The sequence below is a fragment of the Promicromonospora sp. NPDC060271 genome (assembly GCF_042726755.1).
Lineage (GTDB): Bacteria > Actinomycetota > Actinomycetes > Actinomycetales > Cellulomonadaceae > Promicromonospora.
This window is the reverse complement of the sequence record NZ_JBHXBG010000087.1, coordinates 1-23,797: the sequence shown is the minus strand read 5'-3', so window position 1 is coordinate 23,797 and position 23,797 is coordinate 1. Positions and strand designations below refer to the sequence as shown.

Genomic DNA, 23,797 nt, shown 5'->3' with positions numbered 1-23,797 from the left:
CCCTGAGATCGGTCGTTTGATTGACCGATCTCAGGGCAACCGACCGAAGTCACGGAGCCGAGGGGCGCAACCGACCGAGCTCGGCGCCCAGGGCGGGCCGAACCACCCGGTCGTCAGTTCTTGCGGTACTCCCACGGGCTGTCCACCGGGCGCAGCGTCTCCCAGTCCGAGGCCCGTCCGATCGCCGCGGCGAGGACCCCCGCGATCGTCGCCGCGTTGTGCAGCTTGCCCGCGAGCGCCAGCGCGGCGGCCTCCTCCAGCGGCACGGGGACGACGACCATGTCGGCCTCCTCGGCCTCCCGGGTGTGCAGCTCGTCGTCGGGCACCGGCGTGAGGTCGCGGGCCAGGTAGACGCGCACCGCCTCGTTGCTGCCACCCGGTGTGGGCAGCAGGTCGAGCAGCACGTCCCAGGTCGCGGCGGACATGTCCGCCTCCTCGGCCAGCTCGCGGGCCGCCGCGACGTGCGGGTCCTCGCCGTCCAGGTCGAGCAGTCCGGCGGGCGCCTCCCAGAGGAACGCGCCGACGGGATGCCGGTACTGGCGCAGGAGCAGGACTTCGCCGTCGTCGTTCAGCGCCACCACGACCACCGCGCCCGGGTGGTCCACGTACTCCCTGCGGACGATCCCGCCGGCCTCGCCCAGGTCGACCTCGTCCGAGACCATGTCGACCACGAAACCCTGGAACGGGACGTCCAGCCGGCGCGCCGGGCGCGGGTCGATGACGTCGGTGACCTCGTCGCCGCTCATGCTCCCGCGGCCTGCTTCTCGAGCGCGGCCGCGATCAGGCCCGAGAACAGCGGGTGCGCGCGGGTGGGACGCGACTTGAACTCGGGGTGCGCCTGCGTGGACACGTAGTACGGGTGCAGGTCGGCCTGGAGCTCGACGAACTCGACGAGCGACGAGTCGGGCGACGTGCCGGAGATCAGCAGGCCCGCCTCCTCCAGCTCGGCGCGGTAGGCGTTGTTCACCTCGTAGCGGTGACGGTGCCGCTCGGACACCTTCTCGCTGCCGTAGGCCTTGGCCACGACCGAGCCGGCGGTGAGCTGCGCCTGGTAGGCGCCGAGGCGCATGGTGCCGCCCATGTCGCCCTCGCCCTCCACGATCGCCTTCTGCTCGGCCATGGTGGCGACTACGGGGTGGCTGCTCGTGGGGTGGAACTCGGTCGACGACGCGTCCGCCCAGCCCAGCACGTTGCGCGCGTACTCGATGACCATCGACTGCAGGCCGAGGCAGATGCCGAGGGTCGGCACGAGGTTCTCGCGCGCCCAGCGCAGGGCCCCCACCTTGCCGTCGATGCCGCGCACGCCGAAGCCGCCGGGCACCAGGATCGCGTCGACGCCCTCCAGGGAGGCCTGAGCGCCTTCGGGCGTCTGGCAGTCGTCGGCCGCGACCCAGCGGATGCCGACCTTCGCGTCGTTCGCGAAGCCGCCGGCCCGCAGCGCCTCGGTCACGGACAGGTACGCGTCGGGCAGGTCGATGTACTTGCCCACCAGCGCGACCTCGACGTTGTGCTCGGGCTCGTGCACACGCTCCAGGAGCCGGCTCCAGCCGTCCCAGTCGACGTCGTGGAAGGGCATGCCGAGGCGGCGCACCACGTACGCGTCCAGGCCCTCGGCGTGGATGACGCGCGGGATGTCGTAGATCGACGGGGCGTCGGCGCAGTTGATCACTGCCTCGGTGTCCACGTCGCACATGAGCGCGATCTTGTTCTTGATGCCCTGCGGCACCGGGCGGTCGGAGCGCAGCACGATCGCGTCGGGCTGGATGCCGACGGTGCGCAGCGCGGCGACGGAGTGCTGCGTCGGCTTGGTCTTCAGCTCGCCGGACGGGCCGATGTACGGCACCAGCGACACGTGCAGGAAGAACACGTTGTCGCGGCCGAGCTCGTGCCGCACCTGGCGCGCGGACTCGAGGAACGGCTGCGACTCGATGTCGCCGACCGTTCCGCCGATCTCGGTGATGATCACGTCGACGTCGTCGGAGGCCTGCTCGCGCATGCGGAGCTTGATCTCGTCGGTGATGTGCGGGATGACCTGCACGGTGTCGCCGAGGTACTCGCCGCGACGCTCCTTCGCGATGACGCGCGAGTACACCTGACCGGTGGTCACGTTGGACGAGGCGGGCAGCTCGATGTCGAGGAACCGCTCGTAGTGGCCGATGTCCAGGTCGGTCTCGGCACCGTCCTCGGTGACGAAGACCTCGCCGTGCTGGAACGGGTTCATCGTGCCGGGATCCACGTTGAGGTAGGGATCCAGCTTCTGCATGGTGACGCTGAGGCCACGCGAGCGAAGAAGTCGGCCGAGTGACGACGCCGTCAGACCCTTGCCGAGAGAGGACGCCACACCACCGGTGACGAAGATGTGCTTGGTCGGCGTGGAGGCGCCGGACCGCTGACGGGACTGGAGACTGCTTCGGTGTTCGACCACGGAACTCCACCCTATCCGAGGTGCGGCGTGCTCGTGGTGTTAGAACCAGCACACGCTCTGGATCGCTCGGGAATCTGCTCGGGGACTGTCGGTTTGGTTCCGATCGAGTCTGCCCCTGTCGGGCCTATCGCGCTCGCTGTGTCAGGACTTCCGGGAGAACTTCCCCCGCACCTCACCCAGCCGCAGCCGGACGGCGGCGCGCAGGTCGCGATCGAGCAGCACCGCGAGCACGAGCGTGACGCATGCGGCCAGCAGGCCGACGGCCAGCCCGAGGCCCAGCTCGACGGCGAACCGGCCGCCGTCGAACTCCACCTCGTGCCGCGACCCGGACACGAACCAGCCGAACGGCTCCCGCGACCCGAGCCAGGCGGGCACGAGCCACCCGGCGGCGGCTCCGACGCCCGTTGCCGCCACGAGCACCAGCAGCGCCCGCCAGACGCCGCTCAGCGCGCCCGGGCCCAGGTGCCTGCGCACGGCCAGGAGCAGGCCGAGACCGGCCACGACCATCCCCGCGGTGCCGACGGCCCCCAGGACCGCCATGACGTCGGTCTGCAGCGCGTCGTCGGCGCAGGCCGGCGTTGCGCAGCCTCGTGACGGCGACCGCCCGGCGAACAGCACCGGCACGAGGGCCGCGCCGAGCGCCGACACGCCCCATCCGCTCGCGGTGGCGATCACGGCGGCGCGCCCGTGGTCGACGGCGTACAGCGCCCGCGACAGGTGCAGGATCAGCGCGAAGCCGACGAGCCCCGGCGCCAGGGCGACGAGCCCGGCCGCCATGCCGGGGGCGTCGCCGCGCACGATCAGGTCGAAGACCCGCTCGACGTACGGCGCCGCTGCCATCAGCGCGGCGGCGCCGGCCGCCGTCACGAGCAGGAGGCTCCGGGTGGTCCGCGCCACGAGCGAACGCAGCTCGTCGAGGCGGCCCGCCGACGCATGCTCGGCGAAGTGCGGGAACGCGCTGGTCGCGATGGGGAACGCGAGCACCGCGTACGGCAGGAGATAGACCTGCTGTGCGTACAGGTAGACCGAGAGCGTGCCGTCGCCGCCCGCCGCGTTGGCCGCGCGCAGCGTGAGGAACACGGAGAGCTGCTGGACCACCAGCGCGCCCACCCCCGCGAACGCGAGGCGCGCGGCCCGTGGCCCCTCCCCCGACGGGAACCGCAGCGTCGGCCGCAGCCGGAGCCCGGTGCGCCACACGGGCACGACGAGCGGCAGCGCCAGGAACAGGACGCCGACCGTCGTCCCCCACGCCAGCCACGCCAGCGCCCGGCCGGACAGCTCGGCGACCTGCTGCTGGTCACCGTTCGCCAGCGCGCCGAAGACCGCGTAGACAACGATCACGACGAGGCTCGAGACCAGCGGCGCGAAGGACGGCCAGAAGAACCGCTTGTGGGCCTGCAGGATGCCGCCCAGCACGACGGCCAGGCCGTACAGCGGCACCTGCACGGCGAACACCCGCAGGAAGGCCGTCGCGACGTCCACGTGCACCGGGTCGCTCAGCCCGGTCAGGCCGATGATCGGGCGCGCCAGGAGCGCCATGAGCCCCGCCAGCGGCACCAGCACCACCAGCGTCCAGCCCAGCAGCGCCGAGGCGATCCTCGACGCCTGCTCCTTCGAGGCGGCGGTGCCGTCGGCAGTGAACGCCGCCCGGCTCAGCGGCCCGGCGAGCAACGGGACGACGGCGCCGGCGAGCGCACCGCCCGCGGCCACCTCGAACAGCACGTTGGGTAGCTGGTTGGCGGAGTTGAAGACCGTCCCGACGCCGTCGGACCCGAGCCAGGCCCCCTGCCCGAGCCAGCGGCCGAAGCCGACGATCCGGCTGGCGAGGGTGACGACGGTGACGAGCAGCGCCGCGCTCGCCAGGGTTCTGACGCGGCTCACGCGCCCGGGGAACCCATGGGGTCGGAGGCAGAGGTCGACCGCACGCCGCTGGTGTCCGGCTCCGGCTCGGCCACCGGTGCCGGCTCGACCGGCCGCCTACCGAGCATGTCGACCTTGTTCAGCCACTCGTTCCCCGCGATGACCTTGGAGAAGCTGATCTTCTCCGAGGCCAGCATCAGCCCGACCGCGCCGGCGAGCGCCGTCCACCGCACCGCGCGGGACGTGCCGAACGCGATCTGGCTGCCGACGAGCGCGCCGAGCGCGTTGGCGCCGCCGTCGCCCAGCATGTCCTTCTCCCCCAGGTCGCCGGGGGCCGCGGCCGCCGCGGCGCCCAGCACGGCGCCCGTCGCGCCCGCGCCGCCCAGCACGAACGGGAGGCTCGCGGCGGCACCTGCCTTGAGCGCCCGGCCGGGGCGCAGGTCGAACAGGTTGATCAGGTTCGCGGTGCCCCCGATGAGCGCGCCGTTGAGCCCGACGTCGACCAGGTGCCCGAACGCGCCGCCCGTGCGGCGCGTACCCACGGCGGCGGCGACCAGCGCGGAGCCGGAGATGCCGAGCACCTTGAGCCCGCCGGTCGTCAGGCGGCCCTCCAGGAGGGCGCCGAGGTGGCCCCGCAGGCCCTTGGTGCGCACGGACGTGTCCTCGGCGAGGTCGTCCACCAGGCCGAAGGCGCCCGCGGCGGCCGTGGCGAACGCCGTCGCCCCGGGGGCGTTGCCGCCCCCGACCGCCGCGCCGGCCACGAGACCCGCGGTGACCGCCGGGCCCTCCAGCAGGCTGATCGGTTCGCCGCGATGGTTGGTCCGCGTCCACGTGGCGGCGCCGCCGAGGCGGCCCTCCGCGACCTTCTCGTCCAGCTTGCGCCGCGCGAACGCCGTCACGGCTCCGGCGACGATGCCAGCGGCGATGAACCTGCCTGCACCCATGACTACCCCTCGGTCTGTGTCGGTCAGTACGTCAGCGAGCTATTCGGCCTCGACGACCGGCGGTACGACGGCCGTCGCGTCGTCCTCGAAGCCGTACTGGCCGACGACGTCGTCCAGTCGTGCCGCGAGCGCGAGCGGCACGTTGATGCGCCCCACGAGCCGGTTGATGCCGCTCACCGTGCTGACCTCGGCGGCGATGTCCTCGTCGTCGCGCACTGCCTGCACGGTGTCACCCGGCTCGTCGGTCGGCCCGGCGAGCACGGCCGCCCCGGACACCTCCTGGGCGGCGCGGGTCACGGCGGTCCACACGTCGGGCGTCGGCTCCGTCGCCTCGGTGGCACCGTCGGTCGTCGCCTGCGGCTGCGCGGCGGAGCCCACGAGCAGCACGAGTGCCTGGGCGGGCTCCGTCTGCTCGTCGCCTGCCTCGATGTAGCCGAGGCGCTCGAGCTGTACCTCGAGGTCCAGCGCCTGCGCGCTCCGCTCGGTGCCGTTCTCCGTGCCGGTGAGCGCGAGCGCCAGCGCCGCGCCGAGGATCGCGCTCGGGTCGTCGCCCTCGGGGGCCGCCGTGCCCAGGTTGGCGCGCAGGCCCCCGGCGACGGTCTCGTTGGACGACTGCTCGGCGGCGTCGGTCCAGGAATCGGTGAGCACGGAGGTCGACACGACGTTCGCGCCCGCAGTGGTGAGCTGGTTCAGCACACCGTCGGCGTCGTCCTGCGGTACGTCACCGAGCTGCACGATCGCGACCCGCTGGTCCTGGAGCGCGCCGGTGACGAGCTGTGCGCCGGCCGCCTCGATGAAGCGCTCGTCGCCGTCGAGGGCGGTCTGCGTGGCGTCCAGCTCGGTGCGCAGGTCGGTGCGCTCGGCACGCAGCGCGTCCACCTGCTCCGTCAGGGTCTCACCGATCGCGCCCTGCAGCGGGCCGGCACCGAGGATGATGCCGACGGCGAGCGCGAGGAAGACGGAGATGAGCGAGACGAGGTGGTATCGGAAGTCGATCACGGTACGGAGGAGTCCTTAGGCGTGTTCCGGGCGATGCGAGCCCGGCATCAGGTCGGGGCGGCAGAGGTCGGAGGCGTGCTCCCGACCGGTCAGCCGCCGAACAGTTGGCTGATCCAGGACACGACGTCGTCGATGCGTGCCCCGATCAGTCCGAAGAAGGTCTGGCCCGCCGAGGTCGAGGCAAGGGCCGCGAGCACCGCCGCGACGCCCGCGCCGGACAGCAGCGTGAGCTGGGTGTTGGAGATCCGCGTGCGGTAGAGCCGCGAGACGCCCTTGGCGTCCACGAGCTTGCCACCGACGCGCAGCCGGGTGAGGAAGGTGGAGGCCATGCCGGAGCGCCCCTTGTCGAGGAACTCGACGAGCGTGGCGTGCGTGCCGACGGCGACGATGAGCTCGGCACCCTTGTCGTCGGCCAGCAGCATGGTGATGTCCTCGCTGGTACCGGTGGCGGGAAAGACGACGGGCTCCACGCCGAGCGCCTTGACGCGCTCCAGGCCCGGTGCCTTGCCGTCGCGGTAGGCGTGCACGACGATCTCGGCGCCGCAGGCCAGTGCCCGGTCGGAGACGGAGTCCATGTCGCCGACGATCATGTCCGGCTGCCAGCCCTCGTCGAGGATCGCGTCCGCGCCGCCGTCCACGCCGATCAGGACGGGCCGGTTCTCCCGGATGTAGGACCGCAGCAGCGAGAGGTCCTCCCGGTAGTGGTAGCCGCGCACCACGATCAGGACGTGGCGGCCCTCGATGGGGGTACGGATGTCGGGCACGCCCACGCCGTCGAGCAGGAGGTCCCGCTCGCGGCGCAGGTACGTCATGGTGTTCTCGGCGAACCGCTCGATCTCGGCGGACAGGCCCTCGCGGGCGGCCGCCTGGTCGGCGGCCACCGTCTGCGGCGTCTGGTAGGTGCCCTTGGCCACCACCTCGCCGTCGACGAGGATCTCGTTGCCGACGATCTGGACGTCGGCCCGCTCGTCGAGCGCCATGATCGACGGGCCGAGGCCGTCCACGAGGACGATGCCCGCCTCGACCAGGATGTTCGGGCCCGTGTTGGGGTAGCGGCCGGAGGTCGACGGCGCCGCGTTCAGCACCGCGACGGGGCCGGCTGACACCAGGGCGTCCGCCGCCACACGGTCGATGTCCACATGGTCGATCACGGCGACGTCACCGCTGTCCAGCCGGGAGGTGAGCTCCTTGGTACGAGCTCCGATCCGGGCAGGCCCGCGCACCGTGGCCTGCGTCGTCGCAAGGGACTGCGCCGTGGCGGTCTTCGCTGCGCTCTTCTCGGCGCGCTTCTCGGGTCGGGAGATCAGCTTCATCCCCTCTATCGTCCCACGACCGAGGACTCCAGGAGCTCCAGGGCGTGGGTACGCGCCGTCTCCGAGTCGTCCTGGCCGGACAGCATGCGCGCCAGCTCCCGGACCCGCGCGTCGGCGGTGACCTCGCGCACGCCCGTAACCGTGATCATTCCGTCATCTTCCCCCTGCGTGGCGCCGTCGCCGTCCGAGCTCTTCGTGACCACCAGGTGCGCGTCCGCGAAGGCCGCGACCTGCGCCAGGTGGGTCACCACGACCACCTGGGTGCTGCGACCGAGCTGCGCCAGACGGCGGCCCACCTCGACCGCCGCCCGGCCGCCCACCCCGGCGTCGACCTCGTCGAACACGAAGGTGCTGCGCGGGGTGTCGGCGGTGCGCGCCGCCGCCGCGCCACCCGACGTCGCCAGCGCGACCTCGAGCGCGAGCATGACGCGCGAGAGCTCACCGCCGGACGCGCCCTTGCCCAGCGGCCGCTCCGGGGCGCCCGGGTGCGGCACGAGCAGGAAGGTGACCTGGTCGGCGCCGAACGGCCCGGGCTGCTCGAGCGGTTCCACCTGGACCACGAGGTGGGCGCCGCCCATCGCGAGGCCGTGCAGCTCGTTGGTCACCGCCTCGGCGAGCTGGGACGCGCCGCGGGTGCGCTCGGCGGTGAGGATCTCGGCGAGCTTGGCCAGCTCGCCGTCCAGCTCGGTCACACGGTCGCGCATCGAGACGAGGCGGTCGCCGCCGTCGTCCAGGTCGAGCAGGCGCAGGCCGGCGTCGCTCGCCCACTGCAGCACGTCGTCGATCGTCTCGCCGTAGGAGCGCGTCAGGGCGTTCAGCTCGGCCATGCGGTTGTGCGCGGTCTCCAGCCCAGCCGGGTCCGCCTGCAGGTCGTCGACGTACGCGGCGACGTCGGTCGCCACATCCGAGAGGAGGTAGCCCACCTCTGCGAACCTGGTGGCAAGCACGCCGAGCGCGGCGTCGGAGTGGGCGGCGGAGTCCAGGGCGCGCCGCGCCCGCTCCACGAGCGCTATCGCGTTCTCGCGCGCGCCGTCGGCGTCCTCGCCCGCGACCGCCTCGTGCGCCTCGGTCGCCGCAGTGCGCAGGGCCTCGGCATTGGACAGGCGCTCGATCTGGGCCTGCAGCTCGGTGTCCTCGCCCGACTGCGGGTCCACCCGCTCGATCTCCTCCAGGCCGATCCGCAGCAGCTCGACCTCACGTGCCCGCTCGGCGCCGCGCGCCTCGAGGTCGGCGATCTCCGCCAGGAGCCCGCCGCGTTCGGTCCAGGCCGTGCGGTACGAGGCCAGCACGCGCTGGTGGGCCGGGCCGACGAACGTGTCCAGGGCGTCGCGCTGCTTGGCCGACGTGCGCAGCCGCAGCTGGTCCGACTGGCCGTGGACCGTGAACAGGTCCTCGGCGATCTCCGCGAGCACGCCCTGCGGTACGGCACGGCCGCCCAGGTGGGCGCGCGACCGGCCGTCGGCGATGGTCCGCAGGATCACGACGGTGCCGTCGTCCTCCACCTCGCCGCCCGCCTCGTCCACCCGCTCCAGCACGGCGTCGCGGCCGGAGACCCGCACCCGGCCCTCCACCGCCGCCGACGACGCACCCGGGCGCACCGACTGCGGGTCCGCCTTGGCGCCCATGAGCAGGTTGAGGCCCGTGAGCACCATCGTCTTGCCCGCACCCGTCTCACCCGTGATGACGGTCAGGCCGTCGGACAGGGGTACCCGGGCCGAGCGGATGACGCCCAGGTTCTCGATAGCGATCTCCTCGAGCACCGGACTCCTTAATTCTCTGGTGGTAACTCTGGTGGTATCTCTGCGGTCCCGGACCTGGTGCCGGCCGGGTCCTTGATGTCGGCTGGGTCAGAAGGTACATCCTGCGCCTCGGCGTGACCTGACCCGACACCCGAACCGGCACCCGAACCGGCACCTGAACCGACACGGTCCCGCCACCCCGAGACGGGCAGGCTGAACTTCGACACGAGACGGTCGGCGAACGGCGCGTTCGACAGCCGTGCGAGCCGCACCGTACCGCCCTGCCGCACCACGACGCGAGACCCGCGGGGCAGCCGGATCTCGCGCCGGCCGTCGCAGGTCAGCACTCCTTCGACCGTCGACTGGGGCAGCACGTCGACCGTGTACCGCGACCGCGGGCCGATCACCAGCGGCCGCGCGAACAGGGCGTGCGCCGAGAGCGGCACCATGAGCACCGCGTCGACGTCGGGCCAGATCACCGGACCGCCGCCCGAGAAGGCGTGCGCGGTGGACCCCGTGGCCGTTGCCATGACCACGCCGTCGCAGCCGAACGAGAGCAGGGGGCGGCCGTCCACGCCGATCGCGACCTCGAGCATGCGGTCGCGCGTGGCCTTCTCGACCGTCGCCTCGTTCAGCGCCCAGCCGACCACCGGCTCCGCCGTGCCCGGCAGGTGCACCGTGACCTCGACGGTCGCCCGCTCCTCGACCTCGTAGTCGCGGGCCGCGAGCCGCTGGACAGCCGCGCGCAGGTCCTCCCGCTCCGACTCGGCGAGGAAGCCCACGTGCCCGAGGTTCACGCCGAGCAGAGGCACGTCGGTACCCCGGGTCAGCTCCGCCGCCCGCAGGATCGTGCCGTCGCCGCCGAGCACCATCACCGCCTCGGACCGGTGCACACCCTCACGGACCCGGTTCGCCGCCATGTGGTCGCCGAACTCCTCCGCGAGCGCGTCGTCGTGCAGCGTCGCCTCGAAGCCCGCCGCCTTCAGCTCACGCAAGGCCTCGGCCAGCGCCGCGACCGCCCGAGGGCGTCCGCCATGGGTCACGATCAGGACGCGCCTGGTCACCGCTCCTGCTCCTTCTGCTCGTCCGTCTGCTGGTCGGGGCGCTGCCGCTCCCGGACGACGACGGCCGGCGGCACGGGCGGCGGGCCGGCTACCGCACCCGGCTCGCCCGGCGCCCCCGCCGCGGGGTCCCAGGCGACGGCCTGGGCCACGGCCTCGTCGATCGCACCGGCGGTCCAGCCCTGCCCAGCCGGCACGAGCCAGAGGAAGAACTCACGGTTGCCGTTCGGGCCCGGCAACGAGCTCGGCACCACCGCACGGACCCGCAGACCCGCCTCCTCGGCGGCACGGGCGACCGACTCCACCGCGTCACGGTGCAGAGCCGGGTCGCGCACCACCCCGCCCGAGCCGAGCCGCTCCCTGCCCACCTCGAACTGCGGCTTGACGAGCAGCAGCGCATGCGTGTCCGTGCCCGCGACCCGGGCCACCGCGGGCAGGACCTTCCGCAACGAGATGAACGAGAGGTCCGCGACGACGACGTCCGGCGACCGGTCGAGGTCTCCCGGCGTCAGGTCGCGCGCGTTGAACCCCTCCACGACCGTGACGCGCGGATCCTCCCGTAGCTGGGGCACGATCTGGTCGTGGCCGACGTCGACGGCGACGACGTGCGCGGCGCCACGCCGCAGGAGCACGTCGGTGAAGCCGCCGGTCGACGCGCCGAGGTCCACGCACCACGCCCCGCTGACCACCAGGTCTGCCGCGAGGGCGTCCAGCGCGTCGAGCGCCCCGGCGAGCTTGAGCCCCGCCCGGGAGGCGTACTCGTACTCCGTGTACTCACCGCCCGACACCTCTATCGCCTCGCCGGCGGCGACCAGCGCCGACGGCTTGGCGACCGCACGGCCACCTGCCACCACCCGCCCGGCTGCTATCAGCTCGGCCGCGTGCTTGCGCGACCGCGCCAGGCCACGCCGCACCAGCTCGGCGTCGACACGACCCTGACCCGCACCTGTCGTCATGGTCACAGGGCGGTGTCACCGCTCAGGTGGGCCCGCAACGCGTCGTGCACTGCCTCGAACCGCGCGACGTGCTCCGCCGGCGGCAGGTCGTCGAGCCCGTCGAGCGCGTCGAGCGCGCTCCGGACACCCGCGTCGGGGTCGGCCGAGCCGCTCGAAAGTTCCTCGGTCTCGTAGAACTGGTCCATCCTGCGTCAACGCTCCACTGTGCTCGTCCGTGCCTGGTGCTTGTCCAGACACGGTACCCGCCGCCACCGACAGAGCCCGGGAGAAAGTCGGCCCGGAGCTCCATGTCGGTGGCGGCCGGGGAAGGCCTACGTCTGCGAGGTGTGTTGCTCTGCGTCGACATCGTCCACGCAGAGCAACACACTCCGCATTCGTACTGTCACCTCGGCACCACCTGCGGCTCAGGCCGCCAGCTCGGGCACCGTCGCCGGGTCCAGGTCGTCCCCCGCGTCGACCGCGGCCCACGCCGCGGCGCACGCGGCGCGCACCAGGTCGATCCCCGACCCGTCGAGCCGCAGCGCACCGTCGGCCACCTGCGCCGACGCGCCCCCGCACACGTACCAGCCGTCCGTGCGGACCGGCGCCGGGTGCGGTTCGAGCAGCGCACGCAGGTCGGCCCCCAGGAACGACGGGCGCTCACCCGGGACGGCAAGCACCGCGTCACGCGCCGTCGAGACACCCGTCAGCACGTGCAGCCCCGGGTACCCGCCACCGCGCGCACCCCCGAGGTCGGTGTCCAGCCGGTCCCCGATCACCAGCGGCCGGCTCGCGGCCGCCCGCTCGACCGCAAGGCGGTACATGGTCGGCGAAGGCTTGCCCGCGCTGTCCGGCGGCACACCCGTCGCCGACACCACCGCGCCCACCAGGGCACCGTTCCCCGGCGCGAAACCACGCGCCGTCGGGAGCGACAGGTCAAGGTTGCTCGCCACGTGCCACGCACCGGCCTCCACCGCGTAGGCGGCCTCGGCAAGCTCTGCCCAGCCCACCTCCGGCGAGTACCCCTGCGCGACGGCGTCCGGCTTGTCGTCCGCCGACCCCACCACCGTGAAGCCCGCCGACCGTACCGCCGTCACCAGGCCCTTCCCGCCCACCACCAGCACCTTCGCACCCGGGCCGAGCCTCGTGGTGAGCAGGGCGGCACACGCCTGCGCCGCCGTCATCACCTCGTCCGGATCCGTCGGGATGTCCAGACCCGTGAGCTGGCCGGCGACGTCCTCCGGCTCGCGCGACGCGTTGTTCGTCACGAACAGCAGGCGCATCCCGCCCGAACGCGCGGCGGCGAGACTCGCCGCCGCGTGCTCGATCGGCAGGTGCCCCTTGTACGCCACGCCGTCCAGGTCGACCAGCGCGAGGTCGTACGCGGCGGCCAGCGGGGTCGCGCTCGCCAGCAGGCCGGCGCTCGCGGTCACGCCTTGTCCTGCCCGACGTCGGACCGGTCACCCTCAGCGGCCGGCTCACCCTCGGTGTCACTCACCTCGGGTGCGGGAGCCGCGTCGTCGGTGTCGGGACGGTCACCCGCCAGGTCGCCGGCCTCTTCGGCCTGCCCCGCTGCGGACTCCTCGTCCGACTCGGGATCGCTCGGCTCGTCGACGGCGTCCGCCGAATCGGCAGAATCAGCCGAGTCGCCGGAATCAGCCGAGTCGCCAGAGTCCGCGGAGTCACCTGAGTCCGGGGAGTCCGCCGAGTCCGCGGACCCGTCGTCCGAATCCTCGTCGTCCTCGTCGGCGTCCTCGTCCGAGTCCTCGGGCTCCCCGTCTTCGTCGTCCGACGTGTCCTTCGTGGACTCCTCCGGGTGCTCCGCCGCGTATTCCTCCTCGGCGAGCGCCGCGTCCTCCTCGACGTCGAACACCGTGATGTCCTCCTCGAACGTCTGGCCGCCGATGGCACGCTCGAGCGCCTTGCTGTCCACGGTCCTCAGCAGGGCCTCGGCTTCGTCGACGCGGCCGGCCGCCTCGAGCGCCAGGGCGCGCGCCTGCACGACCCGGAGCGCCGAGTCGCCCGTGGCGTCCTCCGGGGCGATCTTGTCGAGCACCGCCAGTGCGGCGTCGTGCTCACCCAGGTCGGAACGCGCGCCGCTCGCGACGATCGCGAGCTCCACACGGCCGGTCGCGTCGAGCGAGGCGGCCTCCTCCGACGCCGCCAGGGCGAGCGCACGCTCGGGACGGCCGAGCCCGCGTTCGGCGTCGGCCATGATCGGCAGGTGCTCCGACGAGCCGTTCAGCCGGCGGACGGTGCGGAGCTCGCGCAGCGCCTCCGCGAACCGGTTGGTGTGGTACGCCGCCAGGCCTGCGGCCTCGCGCACGATGTCGATCCGGCCGGCACCGCGCAGCGCCGCCTGTGCGTGCTCGTAGGCGCGCTCGGGGTCGACGTCGATCATCCGGCCGGCCATCAGCAGGTGCAGTCCGACGTACTCGGCGTGGTCCTTGCTCAGCCCGCGCAGGCGCGAACGCACCTCGCGGTCGAGCTGGCTGAACTCGACGCCCTCGGCGATCTCCGGCTCAGGAGGCCGCGGGGCTCGCTCCTCGCGCTCGTCGCGTCGCGCGGGACGGTCGTCGCGGTCGTTGGACGGACGGTACGGACGGTCGGTGCCGCGGTCGTCACGTCGCGCGGGACGGTCGCCGTCCTTCGCACGGAACGGGCGAGCGGCCCGGTCGTCACGACCGCGGCCGTCGCGGGCGCCCCTGTCGTCACGGTCGCCGAACGAGCGACGCGGCCGGTCGTCGTCCCGGCGGGCCGGGCGGCCGGTACCCCGGTCGTCGCGACGGACCGGACGGTCGCCGTCGGTGCGACGGGGTCGGTCGTCACCACGGGGACGGTCGTCGCGGCGGGGGCGGTCGGCACGGTCGCCGAACGAAGGACGGGCCGGACGGTCGCTGCCCCGGTCCTCGAACGAGCGGCGGGGACGGTCATCCCGGCGTGCGGGACGGTCACCGCCCCGGTCCTCGAACGAACGGCGCGGACGGTCGTCGTCACGGCGCGCCGGACGCTCGTCGTCCCGACGCACGGGACGGCTGCCCCCACGGTCGTCGAAGCTGCGGCGCGGACGGTCGTCGCGGTCCCCGTACGAAGGACGGGCCGGACGGTCGCCGTCCCTGCGGAACGGACGGTCCGTGCCCCGGTCGTCGCGGCGCGGACGGTCGTGACCCCGGTCGTCGAACGAACGGCGGGCCGGACGCTCGTCGTCCCGACGCACGGGACGGCTGCCGCCGCGGTCCTCGAAGCTGCGACGCGGGCGCTCGTCACGGTCACCGAAGGAGCGGCGCGGGCCGTCGTCCCGGCGCGGACGGTCGCCGTCGTTCCCGCGGTACGGGGCGCGATCAGTGCGGGCGCCGCGGTCGTCACGGCGGGGACGGTCGGTACCCCGGTCCTCGTACGGTCGGCGCGGGCGGTCGGCGCCGCGGTCGTCGCGCCGCGGGCCACTGCCACGAGGGCCGTCGAAGCGGCGGCCCCTGTCACCACCGCGGTCGTCGCGACGCGGCCCCCGGCCCTCGTTGCGACTGCCGCCTGTGCGCTCGCCACGGCGGTCGCCCTCGCGGTCGTTCCCCTGGTCACGGGGCGTTTCGTTCACGGTGTTCCCTTCGATGACAGATGCTCGCTCATTCTCCCATGCGAGCGACCGTCCCCCGGGGTCGAACCGCTGTGACGTGCGCGGCGGGCGTCGTCCGACGTGCCGTCACACCCGTGCCGGGACGACCTCCGGGTTGTACGCGTCGGTCTTCCGCAGCATCCAGGTCGCTGCCAGGACCAGGGCGGCGCCCACGACGAGCAGCACGGCCGTGCCCGCGTTGAACCCGAACCCGAAGATCCACAGGTATCCGATGCCGCCTGCCGCGAGGCAGTAGTACGTCATCGGCAGGATCGTCTTGCGGATCAGGTCGCCCTCGCGCCCGAGCAGGCCGACCGTCGCCGCCGCGGCGACCACGTTGTGCACCGCCACCATGTTCCCCGCGGCACCGCCGACCGCCTGCAGCGCGGCCACGGTCTCCGGCGAGGCCGCGCCGATGCCGATCCCGGTGTTGAACTGGAAGAGCGCGAACATCATGTTGGACACGGTGTTCGACCCGGCGACGAAGGCGCCGAGCGCGCCGATGAACGGCGACACGATCGGCCAGCCCTGACCGGCGAGGTCGGCGGCGGCCTGGGCGAGCGTGATCGGCATCGAGTCGAGCCCGGCGGCGTTGAAGTCCGGCCCGGAGTTGATGAAGATCCGCACCAGCGGCACCGCGCACAGCAGCGCGAACGCCGCACCGCCGAGCTGCCCGCCCGCGACCTTCCACGACGCCCTGATCTGCTCGCCCTTCATGCCGTGCAGCACGTAGGTGACGAGGCACGCGAGCAGGAAGATCGCGCCCGGCGAGTACAGGAGCTCCAGGTTCTGGCTGATGCCGGTGCCGAAGATGTTCGGCACCTCGAGAGCCGCCGGTCCCATCAGGAAGTCCTTGATCGCCGGGACGTTCCGGGTGACCAGCAGCAGCGCGGCGACGATGACGTACGGCGACCAGGCCCGGACCATCGACATGTTGCGCGTGATCGCGTCCGCCTCCTTGGTGGGGTCCACCGTGCCCATCCAACGGTCGCTCCAGCGCTCGCGCGGCGGGAAGTCCCACACGTCCTTCGGCATGAGGAAGCCCTTCGAGGACGTGAACATCACGAGCACCAGCCCGAGGAAGCCGCCGAGCATCGAGGGGAACTCCGGCCCGAGCACGTACGCGACGGTCACGTACGGCACGATCATCGCGAGCGCCGCGTAGATCGCGAACGGTGCCACGGCCAGCCCCGCGCGGAACGACCGCTTCTCGCCGTAGAACCCGCACATCAGGGTGACGAGGATGAGCGGCACCAGGATGCCGACGATCGCGTGGATGGTCGCGACCTGGGTAGCGGTGTGCGCGATGAAGCCGAGCTGGTCCAGCCCCAGCGCGTCGGCCCGCGCCTGCACCTCCGGTGCCAGCGCGCCGGAGGTGTCCGCGAGCCCCGTCCCGAGCCCGGTCAGCATCGGCGTACCGACGGCGCCGAAGCTCACCGGGGTGGACTGGATGATGAGCCCGGCCATGACGGCGGCCGCCGCGGGGAAGCCCAGAGCGAGCAGCAGCGGGGCGACGACGGCGGCGGGGGTGCCGAACCCGGCGGCGCCCTCGATGAACGACCCGAACAGCCAGGCGATGATGATCACCTGGACCCGCCGGTCGGGGCTGATCGTGGTGAAGCCGGCACGGATCGTCTGCAGCGCGCCGCTCTTGACGAGGGTCTCGAGCATGAGCAGCGCGCCGAAGATGATCCAGAGCAGCCCGACGGCGATCAGCAGCCCCTGCACGATGGACGCGCTGACGGCGACCAGCGACATCTTCCACGCGAAGAGGGCGACGACGACCACCACCGCGAGGCCGACGGGCATCGCCGTCCGCGCGGGCCAGCGGAAGCCGAGCAGCAGCGTTCCTACGACGAGGATCGGGAGGAGGGCGAGCAGGGCGAGGACGCCGAGGTTGTCCATGGTGACTCCAGTCCGGCCGCGCTGCCGGGTAGGGTTCGCTGGAACTTTCGCATGTCGGAACTATCAGTCCACTTGCCGGCAAACGTAGCAGTTACCCCGGGCAAGCGGGAGTACCTGTTTCACCCACGCCCGTTCATCCGCGCCAGTTCATCCGCGCAGTTTCATCCGCGCAAAGCTCCAGGCGGCAGCCCTCGTAGTGACGCGTCCAGCACGAGCACCATATGCGCAGTGGGCATCTCGCGCCCCTGCCGGGCGAGGGCGTCCGTGATCTGGAGCAGGCAGCCGGGATTGGATGTGACCAGCAGCTCAGCACCGGTCGCCGCGACGTTCGCGGCCTTCCGGTCGCCCAGCTCGCGCGCGGGCTCCGGGTTGGTCAGGTTGTAGATGCCCGCCGACCCGCAGCACATGTCCCCCTCGGCGATCTCCTTGACCACGAGACCGGGGATCGTCGCGAGCACGGCGCGCGGCTGGGCCCTCACGCCCTGCGCATGCCGCAGGTGGCAGGCGTCGTGGTACGCAACGGTCATCGGCAGGGGGTGCCGGGGCGCCACGGGCTCGAGCTCCGCCAGCACCTCCGAGATGTCGCGGGTCTTCGCCGCGAACTCCGCCGCCCGCTCCGCGTACTCGGGATCGTCCGCCAGCAGGTGCGCGTAGTCCTTCATGGTGGAGCCGCACCCCGCCGAGTTCGCCACGATCCGCTCGACGCCCGCCGCCGAGAAGGTGTCGACGAGCGCCCGCGCGTAGCCGAGCCCCTCCGCCTCACGGCCGGCGTGCACGGAGAGCGCGCCACAGCACCCCTGGTCCGGCGGCACGACGACCTCGCAACCCTCCGCCGCCAGCACCCGCGCCGTCGCGGCGTTCACCCCCGGATAGAACTCGCGCTGCACACAGCCGAGCAGCATCCCGACTGTCATCCGTCTCGCGCCGACGGCGGGCACGAGCGCGGGCACCGGGATGCGCGGACCGACGGGCGGCGCGATGGCCTCCATGGTGGCCAGCGTCGGCGACACGCGCGCGAGCACCGGCCGCACCAGCCACGACAGACCCGACCGCTGGTACAGCGCGAGGAGCGGCCGGATCAGCCGGAGCCGCTCCGGCCGGGGAAACAGCGCGAAGATCGCCGACCGCAGCAGCCGCTGCCCGCGCGTCCGGTGCTCGGCGCCGCGGCGCTCGACCTGCTGCCGGGTCGCCTCGACCAGCTTGTCGTACTGCACGCCCGACGGGCATGCGGTCACACACGCCATGCAGCCGAGACAGGCGTCGACGTGCTGCACCAGCGACGCCGACATCGGCTCGCCCTCGAGCCCCTCCTTCATCAGGTAGATCCGGCCGCGCGGCGAGTCCATCTCCTCGCCCCAGAGCGAGTACGTCGGACAGGCCGGCAGGCAGAACCCGCAGTGCACGCAGTCGTCCACCAGCTCACGAGCCGGCGGATGATGCGCGTCGAAGGCCCCCGCCCCGCCGAACGAGCCGAGCAGGTCCGGCTTCGCCTCAGTCATCAGATACCTCCCACGAATCGGCCTGGCGCGAGATTGCGCCCCGGATCGAGCTGCTGCTTGATCGCGCGCATGAGGTCGAGCCCGCCCACCTGGCCCCACACGTCCAGCTCCGCACGCACCGCGCGCGACGCCCGCAGGACGGTCACGGTCCCGTCGCGCGGGTCGGTCGCAGCACCCCGCAGGTGCCCGACGGCGGACGCCGTGGCCTCCGGCGTCCCCGTCACCACCGCGTGCAACACCCCGGCGGCGCTCCCCCGCAACGCCACGCCGGCGCCGTACCGCTGCTCGGCCTCCCGGGCGGCGGCCAGCAGACCAGCCACCCCGACGAGGGTCGCGGTCGCCTTGGCATAGGTCCCACCGCTGCCGGCCGGGCTTCCGTCGCCGGCCGGGCTCCGATCGCCGGTCGAGCCCGTCGAGCCCTCCGGCAACGCCGCCCACCACCCGGGCGCCGCTGCCTGGACCCGCCCGCCCAGCACCTCGGCGACAGCCGCGGCCCGCTGCCCCACCGCCCGACCCGTGCCCTCGATCAGCACCGCCACCTCGGCGACGTCGCTCCCCGCCGGCCGGTCGATCTCCACCGCGGCGGGCGCGAGCTGCGACGCGACGACCTCCCGGGCCCGCGCGGCGACGTCGGCCGGCGGGCCGGTGACCACGACGTACGCCCGGTCCGGCCGGGCCGGGTGCAGCCGGAACGCGGCCCGCACCACGATGCCCAGCGTGCCGTACGCGCCGGTCAGGAGCTTGGCCAGGTCGTACCCGGCGACGTTCTTGACGACCTTGCCGCCCGACGAGGCGACGGTGCCGTCGGTGAGCACGACGGTGGCCCCGAGCACCAGGTCACGGATCCCGCCCCGCTGCAGGCGGCGCGGCCCGGACGCTCCGGTCGACAGCGCCCCGCCCACGGTGGAGCCCCCGGCGAGCCGTTCCGGCGGCAGGTCCACCACCAGCTCCTGCGCCGCGCCCAGGACCGTCTCCGCGAGCTCCGCCACCGACAGCCCTGCCTCGGCGACCACCACGAGGTCACCCGCGCCGTGCTCCACCAGCCGGTCCAGGCCCGTGGTATCGAGGATCAGGTCCACCCGCTCGGGCGGCGCGCCCCAGTCCAGCGCGGTCGCCGCCCCGCGCGCGACGGTCACCAGGCCCTGAGCGGTCGCCTCGCGCAGCACCGCTGCCACCCCGTCGGCCGACGCCGGCCGGGCGACCGCGGCCGCGGGCACGCCGTCCACGGCATCCGCCGGACCCGCCTCCTGGACCTGGCCACCGTCCCGCTTCAGCGCGTCCTCGAGCCGCTGCAGGTCCACCATCAGAAGACCTCCGCCACGCCGGGCTCGGCGAGCGGGTGCGCGCCTCGGCGCCTGCCGGGCTGGTCCCCGCACAGCCGCGGCGTCGGGAAGACCTTGCCGGGGTTGGCGATGCCGTCCGGGTCGAAGGCGCACCGCACGGCCTGCATCGTGTCGAGGTCGTCGGCGGTGAACATGCGCGGCATGTGACTCGCCTTGTCCGCGCCCACACCGTGCTCACCGGTGATGGACCCGCCGTGCTCCAGGCACAGGTCGAGGATCCCGCCGGCCACGGCCTCGGCCCGCTCGACAGCGCCCTCGACGGAACCGTCGAACAGCACCAGCGGGTGCAGGTTGCCGTCGCCCGCGTGGAACACGTTCGCGACCCGCACGTCGGCCGCCTCGCAGAGGGCCGCGATCTGACGCAGCACCAGCGGGAGCGCGGTCCGCGGGATCACGCCGTCCTGGACTATGTAGTCCGGGCTGATCCGGCCCACCGCGGCGAACGCGGACTTGCGGCCCTTCCAGATCAGGGCGCGCTCGGCGTCGTCGGCCGCGACCCGCACCTCGAACGACCCCGCTTCCTCGCACAGACGCACCACGTCGTCGAACTCCCCCGCGACGTCGGACGACGGGCCGTCCAGCTCGACCACGAGCACGGCCCCCGCACCGGCCGGGTAGTTGCAGTGCACCGCCGCCTCGGCGGCCTCGATCGCGAGGCCGTCCATCATCTCGATGGCGGCCGGGATCACCCCGGCGGCGATGATCGCCGAGGTGGCGGCACCGGCGTCGTCCATGGAGCGGAAGGCGGCGAGCAGGGTCCGCACCTCCTGCGGGAGCCGCGTCAGACGCACCGTCGCCGAGGTGACGATACCGAGCGTGCCCTCGCTGCCCACGAGCGCGCCGAGCAGGTCGTACCCGGGCGGGTCCGGCGCCTTGCCGCCGATCTCCACCTGTTCGCCGCCGGGCGTGACCAGGTCCAGGCCCGTGACGTGGTTCGTGGTGAACCCGTACTTGAGGCAGTGCGCGCCGCCCGAGTTCTCGGCGACATTCCCACCGATCGAGCAGATGGACTGGCTGGACGGGTCCGGCGCGAAGTAGTACCCGTCCGGGCTGGTGGCGGCGGTGAGCTGGAGGTTGATCACCCCCGGGTCGACGACGGCCCGCTGGTTGTCGACGTCGACCTCCCGGACGGTCCGCATCTGCGACATCACCACGAGCACACCCTCGGCGTGCGGCAGCGCCCCGCCCGAGAGTCCCGTACCCGAACCGCGCGCGACGAACGGCACCGAGTGCCGCGCGCACGCTCGCACCGCGGTGGCGACGTCGTCGGGCCCCTGGGCCAGGACCACCACGCCCGGGATCACCCGGTACACCGAGAGCCCGTCGCACTCGTACGTACGACGCCGCTGCCGGTCCGTGATCACCCGCTCCTCACCGAGCGCGTCAACGAGCTCGGCGATCACGACCTCAAGCGCCACACCAACGTCTCCAGACAAGGACAACCTCCAACCTACGACCACCACTGCTCCGTTGAGTGCTGGATATTTGCCCTCCGGAGGCGGTCCGAAGGACAAATATCCAGCACTCAACGGGTCGGTCAGGGCATTCGGGCGTATGCCGGGAGAGTCAGGAAGTCCGCGTAGGTGTCCGCGACCGCCACCTCCAGGAACGTCTGCTTCGCCTCCTCGTAGTCTGCCGCGTCGCCGGGCAGCTTGGCGATCTCTTCCTCGACGATCTGGTCGATCAGCTCGCGCGTGACCTGGTGACCGGTGTCGGCGAGCGTCACGTCGTTGTGCAGCCACTGCCACACCTGCGACCTGGAGATCTCCGCCGTGGCGGCGTCCTCCATGAGGTTGAAGATCGCGACGGCGCCGAGCCCGCCGAGCCACGCCTTGAGGTACTGGATCCCCACCGAGACGTTGTTCCGCAGCCCTGCCTCGGTGACGTCGCCGGGAGTGCTTGCGACGTCGAGGAGCTGTGCCGCCGTGACCTGGACCTCCTCACGGGTGCGGTCGATCTGGTTCGGCTTGTCGCCGAGCACGGAGGTGAACACCTCCTTGCAGAGGTCCACCATGCCGGGGTGCGCCACCCAGGACCCGTCGAACCCGTCGTTCGCCTCCCGGGTCTTGTCGTCGCGAACCTTCGCGAACGCGGCCTCGTTGACCGCCTCGTCGCGACTCGGGATGAACGCGGCCATGCCGCCGATCGCGTGCGCGCCGCGCGTGTGGCAGGTCTTGACCAGCAGCTCGGTGTAGGCCCGCATGAACGGCACGGTCATGGTGACGGCGTTGCGGTCGGGCAGCATGAACTCCGTGCCGCGGGTCCGGAACGACTTGATGACCGAGAACATGAAGTCCCAGCGCCCGGCGTTCAGGCCGGAGCTGTGGTCCCGGAGCTCGTAGAGGATCTCCTCCATCTCGAAGGCCGCGGGATACGTCTCGATGAGCACGGTGGCACGGATGGTGCCCTGCGGGATGCCGAGGAAGTCCTGGGCGAGCACGAACGCGTCGTTCCAGAGCCGCGCCTCCAGGTGCGACTCCATCTTCGGGAGATAGAAGTACGGCCCCTGGCCCTTCTCGATCTGCCGGAGGCCGGCGGTCGCGAGGTACAGCGCGAAGTCGACGAGACTGCCCGAGACCGGCCGACCGTCGACGAGGATGTGCTTCTCCGGCAGGTGCCAGCCGCGCGGGCGCACGATGATCGTGGCCAGCTCCTCGTCCGGCTTGAGCGCGTAGTGCTTGCCGTTCTCACCGGTGAAGTCGATGTTCCGGTTGATCGCGTCGAGCAGGTTGAGCTGCCCGCCCACGACGGCGCTCCACTGCGGCGTGTTGGCGTCCTCGTGGTCGGCGAGCCACGCCTTGGCGCCGGAGTTCAGCGCGTTGATGGTCATCTTCCGGTCCGTCGGGCCGGTGATCTCGCACCTGCGGTCCTCGATCCCGGGCGCCGGCGGGGCGACGCGCCAGGTCGGGTCCTCACGGATGTGCCTCGTCTCCGGGAGGAAGTCGAGCGTGCCACCCGCCGCGAGATCCGCGACCCGCCTCGCTCGCGCTTCGAGCAGCTCGAGCCGCCGGTCGTCCAGCGCCCGGTGCAGGACGGCGACCAGCTCCAACGCGCGGGGTGTGAGCACCTCCTCCGCGCGGGGTGCGATGTCGCCGGTGATCATGAGGCCGTCTGGAGTGTCCACGTGTCTTCCCTCGGTCGAGTGGTTGGTGCCTCATCGTCAATTCCACGATGCGGAAACCAAATACTTCCTAGTGAAAACCCTAGGTGCCCGACGGCGAGGGGTCAACGGGCGCTCAGCCGCCGGCGAGCTCCACTCCGATGTCGCGCGCGACCTCGTGCAGCACCGGCACCGCTCGATCGCCGAACTCGAACGACACCCGCGCCGCGGGACCGGACACCGACAGCGCCGTAGGCACGGGTGCCCCAGGGACGACGACGGCGAAGCACCGAACACCGATCTCCTGCTCACCGTCGTCCACGGCGTAGCCGCGCTCGCGCGCCTCGGCCGTCGCGGCAAGGAGCGCATCGATGTCGGTGAGGGTCCGATCGGTGGCCGGGGCAAGACCCGCGCGCGCCACGATGTCGCGCACCGCCGCGTCGGGCAGCTCGCTCAGCAGCGCCTTGCCGACGCCGGTGCTGTGCAGGTGCACACGTCGCCCCACCTCGGTGAACATCCGCATGGAGTGCGACGACGCCGCCTGGGCGACGTACACGGCCATCTCTCCGTCGAGCATGGCCAGGTTTGCCGTCTCACCGAGCTCGCGAGCGACTCGTGCCAGATGGCGCCGCGCGCCGGCCCCGAGCTGGCGGCCCGCCGACTCGCCGAGGCGGATCATCCGCGCCCCGAGCGCGTAGCGGCGCGAGGGAAGCCGACGAGCGTAACCGCGGGCCACGAGGGTGCGCATCAGCCGATGGATGGTCGGCAATGGCAGCCCCGACTGTTCCGAGAGCTCACTCAGGCCGGCATCACCACCGACCTCCGCCAGAATCTCGAGCAGGTCGAGCGCTCGCTCGACCGACTGCACGCCAGACTCTGCCACGTCACCCTCCGATCGGAACGCCGGAGCTACCGGCTCACGGAAGCAGCATTCCATAACGCGGAACGAGGGGCGTGCGGCGGCCAGCTTGCTGTTCCTGCCGGGATCGTTCCCGGCCGGGATTGTTCTGGGTATGCGTGTAGGGGGTGGAGCCCGCACCCACCCCGTTGGGGTTGTGCTGGGC

The 23,797-nt window shown here is 72.7% G+C and carries 19 protein-coding genes; 1 reads left to right on the top strand and 18 read right to left on the bottom strand.

Translation table 11 applies throughout. The annotated features are described in order from the left end of the window. Positions 1-113: 113 nt before the first annotated feature. The 12 genes from ACFWE2_RS14725 to ACFWE2_RS14670 all read right to left on the bottom strand — a co-directional run bounded on the left by ACFWE2_RS14725 (position 114) and on the right by ACFWE2_RS14670 (position 13,752). Positions 114-746 carry an NUDIX domain-containing protein gene (locus ACFWE2_RS14725; RefSeq protein ID WP_377224979.1) on the bottom strand — a complete coding sequence of 211 codons (633 nt, stop codon included), beginning with the start codon at positions 744-746 and terminating at the stop codon, positions 114-116. Continuing rightward, positions 743-2,425, bottom strand: coding sequence for a CTP synthase (locus ACFWE2_RS14720; protein ID WP_377224978.1), 1,683 nt, complete (start codon positions 2,423-2,425; stop codon positions 743-745). The genes ACFWE2_RS14725 and ACFWE2_RS14720 overlap by 4 nt, the downstream gene beginning before the upstream one ends. 141 nt (positions 2,426-2,566) lie before the next feature. After that, positions 2,567-4,306 (bottom strand): murein biosynthesis integral membrane protein MurJ, encoded by a 1,740-nt coding sequence (gene murJ / locus ACFWE2_RS14715; RefSeq protein ID WP_377224977.1) that lies wholly within the window; start codon positions 4,304-4,306, stop codon positions 2,567-2,569. Then, positions 4,303-5,229: a hypothetical protein gene (locus ACFWE2_RS14710; RefSeq protein ID WP_377224976.1), complete on the bottom strand. Its 927-nt coding sequence runs from the start codon at positions 5,227-5,229 to the stop codon at positions 4,303-4,305. The genes murJ and ACFWE2_RS14710 overlap by 4 nt, the downstream gene beginning before the upstream one ends. A gap of 39 nt (positions 5,230-5,268) precedes the next feature. Further along, a complete protein-coding gene (locus tag ACFWE2_RS14705; protein ID WP_377224975.1) occupies positions 5,269-6,228 on the bottom strand; it encodes a copper transporter in 960 nt (319 codons plus the stop codon). Between the two features lie 89 nt (positions 6,229-6,317). Further along, positions 6,318-7,541, bottom strand: coding sequence for a putative cytokinetic ring protein SteA (gene steA, locus ACFWE2_RS14700; protein WP_377224974.1), 1,224 nt, complete (start codon positions 7,539-7,541; stop codon positions 6,318-6,320). A gap of 5 nt (positions 7,542-7,546) precedes the next feature. Further along, positions 7,547-9,301, bottom strand: coding sequence for a DNA repair protein RecN (gene recN, locus ACFWE2_RS14695; RefSeq protein ID WP_377224973.1), 1,755 nt, complete (start codon positions 9,299-9,301; stop codon positions 7,547-7,549). A gap of 8 nt (positions 9,302-9,309) precedes the next feature. Next, positions 9,310-10,344, bottom strand: coding sequence for an NAD kinase (locus ACFWE2_RS14690; protein WP_377224972.1), 1,035 nt, complete (start codon positions 10,342-10,344; stop codon positions 9,310-9,312). Continuing rightward, a complete protein-coding gene (locus tag ACFWE2_RS14685; protein ID WP_377224971.1) occupies positions 10,341-11,297 on the bottom strand; it encodes a TlyA family RNA methyltransferase in 957 nt (318 codons plus the stop codon). The genes ACFWE2_RS14690 and ACFWE2_RS14685 overlap by 4 nt, the downstream gene beginning before the upstream one ends. Positions 11,298-11,299: 2 nt before the next feature. Then, positions 11,300-11,482 carry a hypothetical protein gene (locus ACFWE2_RS14680; protein ID WP_377224970.1) on the bottom strand — a complete coding sequence of 61 codons (183 nt, stop codon included), beginning with the start codon at positions 11,480-11,482 and terminating at the stop codon, positions 11,300-11,302. 219 nt (positions 11,483-11,701) lie between these two features. Next, positions 11,702-12,709 (bottom strand): HAD hydrolase-like protein, encoded by a 1,008-nt coding sequence (locus ACFWE2_RS14675; RefSeq protein ID WP_377224969.1) that lies wholly within the window; start codon positions 12,707-12,709, stop codon positions 11,702-11,704. After that, positions 12,706-13,752, bottom strand: a complete 1,047-nt coding sequence (locus tag ACFWE2_RS14670; RefSeq protein ID WP_377224968.1) for a hypothetical protein — start codon at positions 13,750-13,752, stop codon at positions 12,706-12,708. The genes ACFWE2_RS14675 and ACFWE2_RS14670 overlap by 4 nt, the downstream gene beginning before the upstream one ends. Between ACFWE2_RS14670 and ACFWE2_RS14665 the strand changes: the two genes are divergently transcribed. Continuing rightward, positions 13,717-14,943, top strand: a complete 1,227-nt coding sequence (locus ACFWE2_RS14665; protein WP_377224967.1) for a hypothetical protein — start codon at positions 13,717-13,719, stop codon at positions 14,941-14,943. The genes ACFWE2_RS14670 and ACFWE2_RS14665 overlap by 36 nt on opposite strands. Before the next feature lie 30 nt (positions 14,944-14,973). On the opposite strand, the gene ACFWE2_RS14660 is transcribed toward ACFWE2_RS14665, so the two are convergent. The 6 genes from ACFWE2_RS14660 to ACFWE2_RS14635 form a co-directional block, all read right to left on the bottom strand. Then, positions 14,974-16,791 carry an L-lactate permease gene (locus ACFWE2_RS14660; RefSeq protein WP_377224966.1) on the bottom strand — a complete coding sequence of 606 codons (1,818 nt, stop codon included), beginning with the start codon at positions 16,789-16,791 and terminating at the stop codon, positions 14,974-14,976. 161 nt (positions 16,792-16,952) lie between these two features. After that, positions 16,953-18,290, bottom strand: a complete 1,338-nt coding sequence (glcF, locus tag ACFWE2_RS14655; RefSeq protein ID WP_377224965.1) for a glycolate oxidase subunit GlcF — start codon at positions 18,288-18,290, stop codon at positions 16,953-16,955. Next, positions 18,290-19,594: an FAD-binding oxidoreductase gene (locus ACFWE2_RS14650; protein WP_377224964.1), complete on the bottom strand. Its 1,305-nt coding sequence runs from the start codon at positions 19,592-19,594 to the stop codon at positions 18,290-18,292. The genes glcF and ACFWE2_RS14650 overlap by 1 nt, the downstream gene beginning before the upstream one ends. After that, a complete protein-coding gene (locus ACFWE2_RS14645; protein ID WP_377224963.1) occupies positions 19,594-21,051 on the bottom strand; it encodes an FAD-linked oxidase C-terminal domain-containing protein in 1,458 nt (485 codons plus the stop codon). Before ACFWE2_RS14645 ends, ACFWE2_RS14650 begins: the two co-directional genes overlap by 1 nt. 119 nt (positions 21,052-21,170) lie before the next feature. Further along, positions 21,171-22,736 (bottom strand): malate synthase A, encoded by a 1,566-nt coding sequence (gene aceB / locus ACFWE2_RS14640; protein WP_377224981.1) that lies wholly within the window; start codon positions 22,734-22,736, stop codon positions 21,171-21,173. Between the two features lie 133 nt (positions 22,737-22,869). Then, complete coding sequence (locus tag ACFWE2_RS14635) at positions 22,870-23,670, bottom strand: IclR family transcriptional regulator (protein ID WP_377224980.1); 801 nt, start codon at positions 23,668-23,670, stop codon at positions 22,870-22,872. Positions 23,671-23,797: the final 127 nt, after the last annotated feature.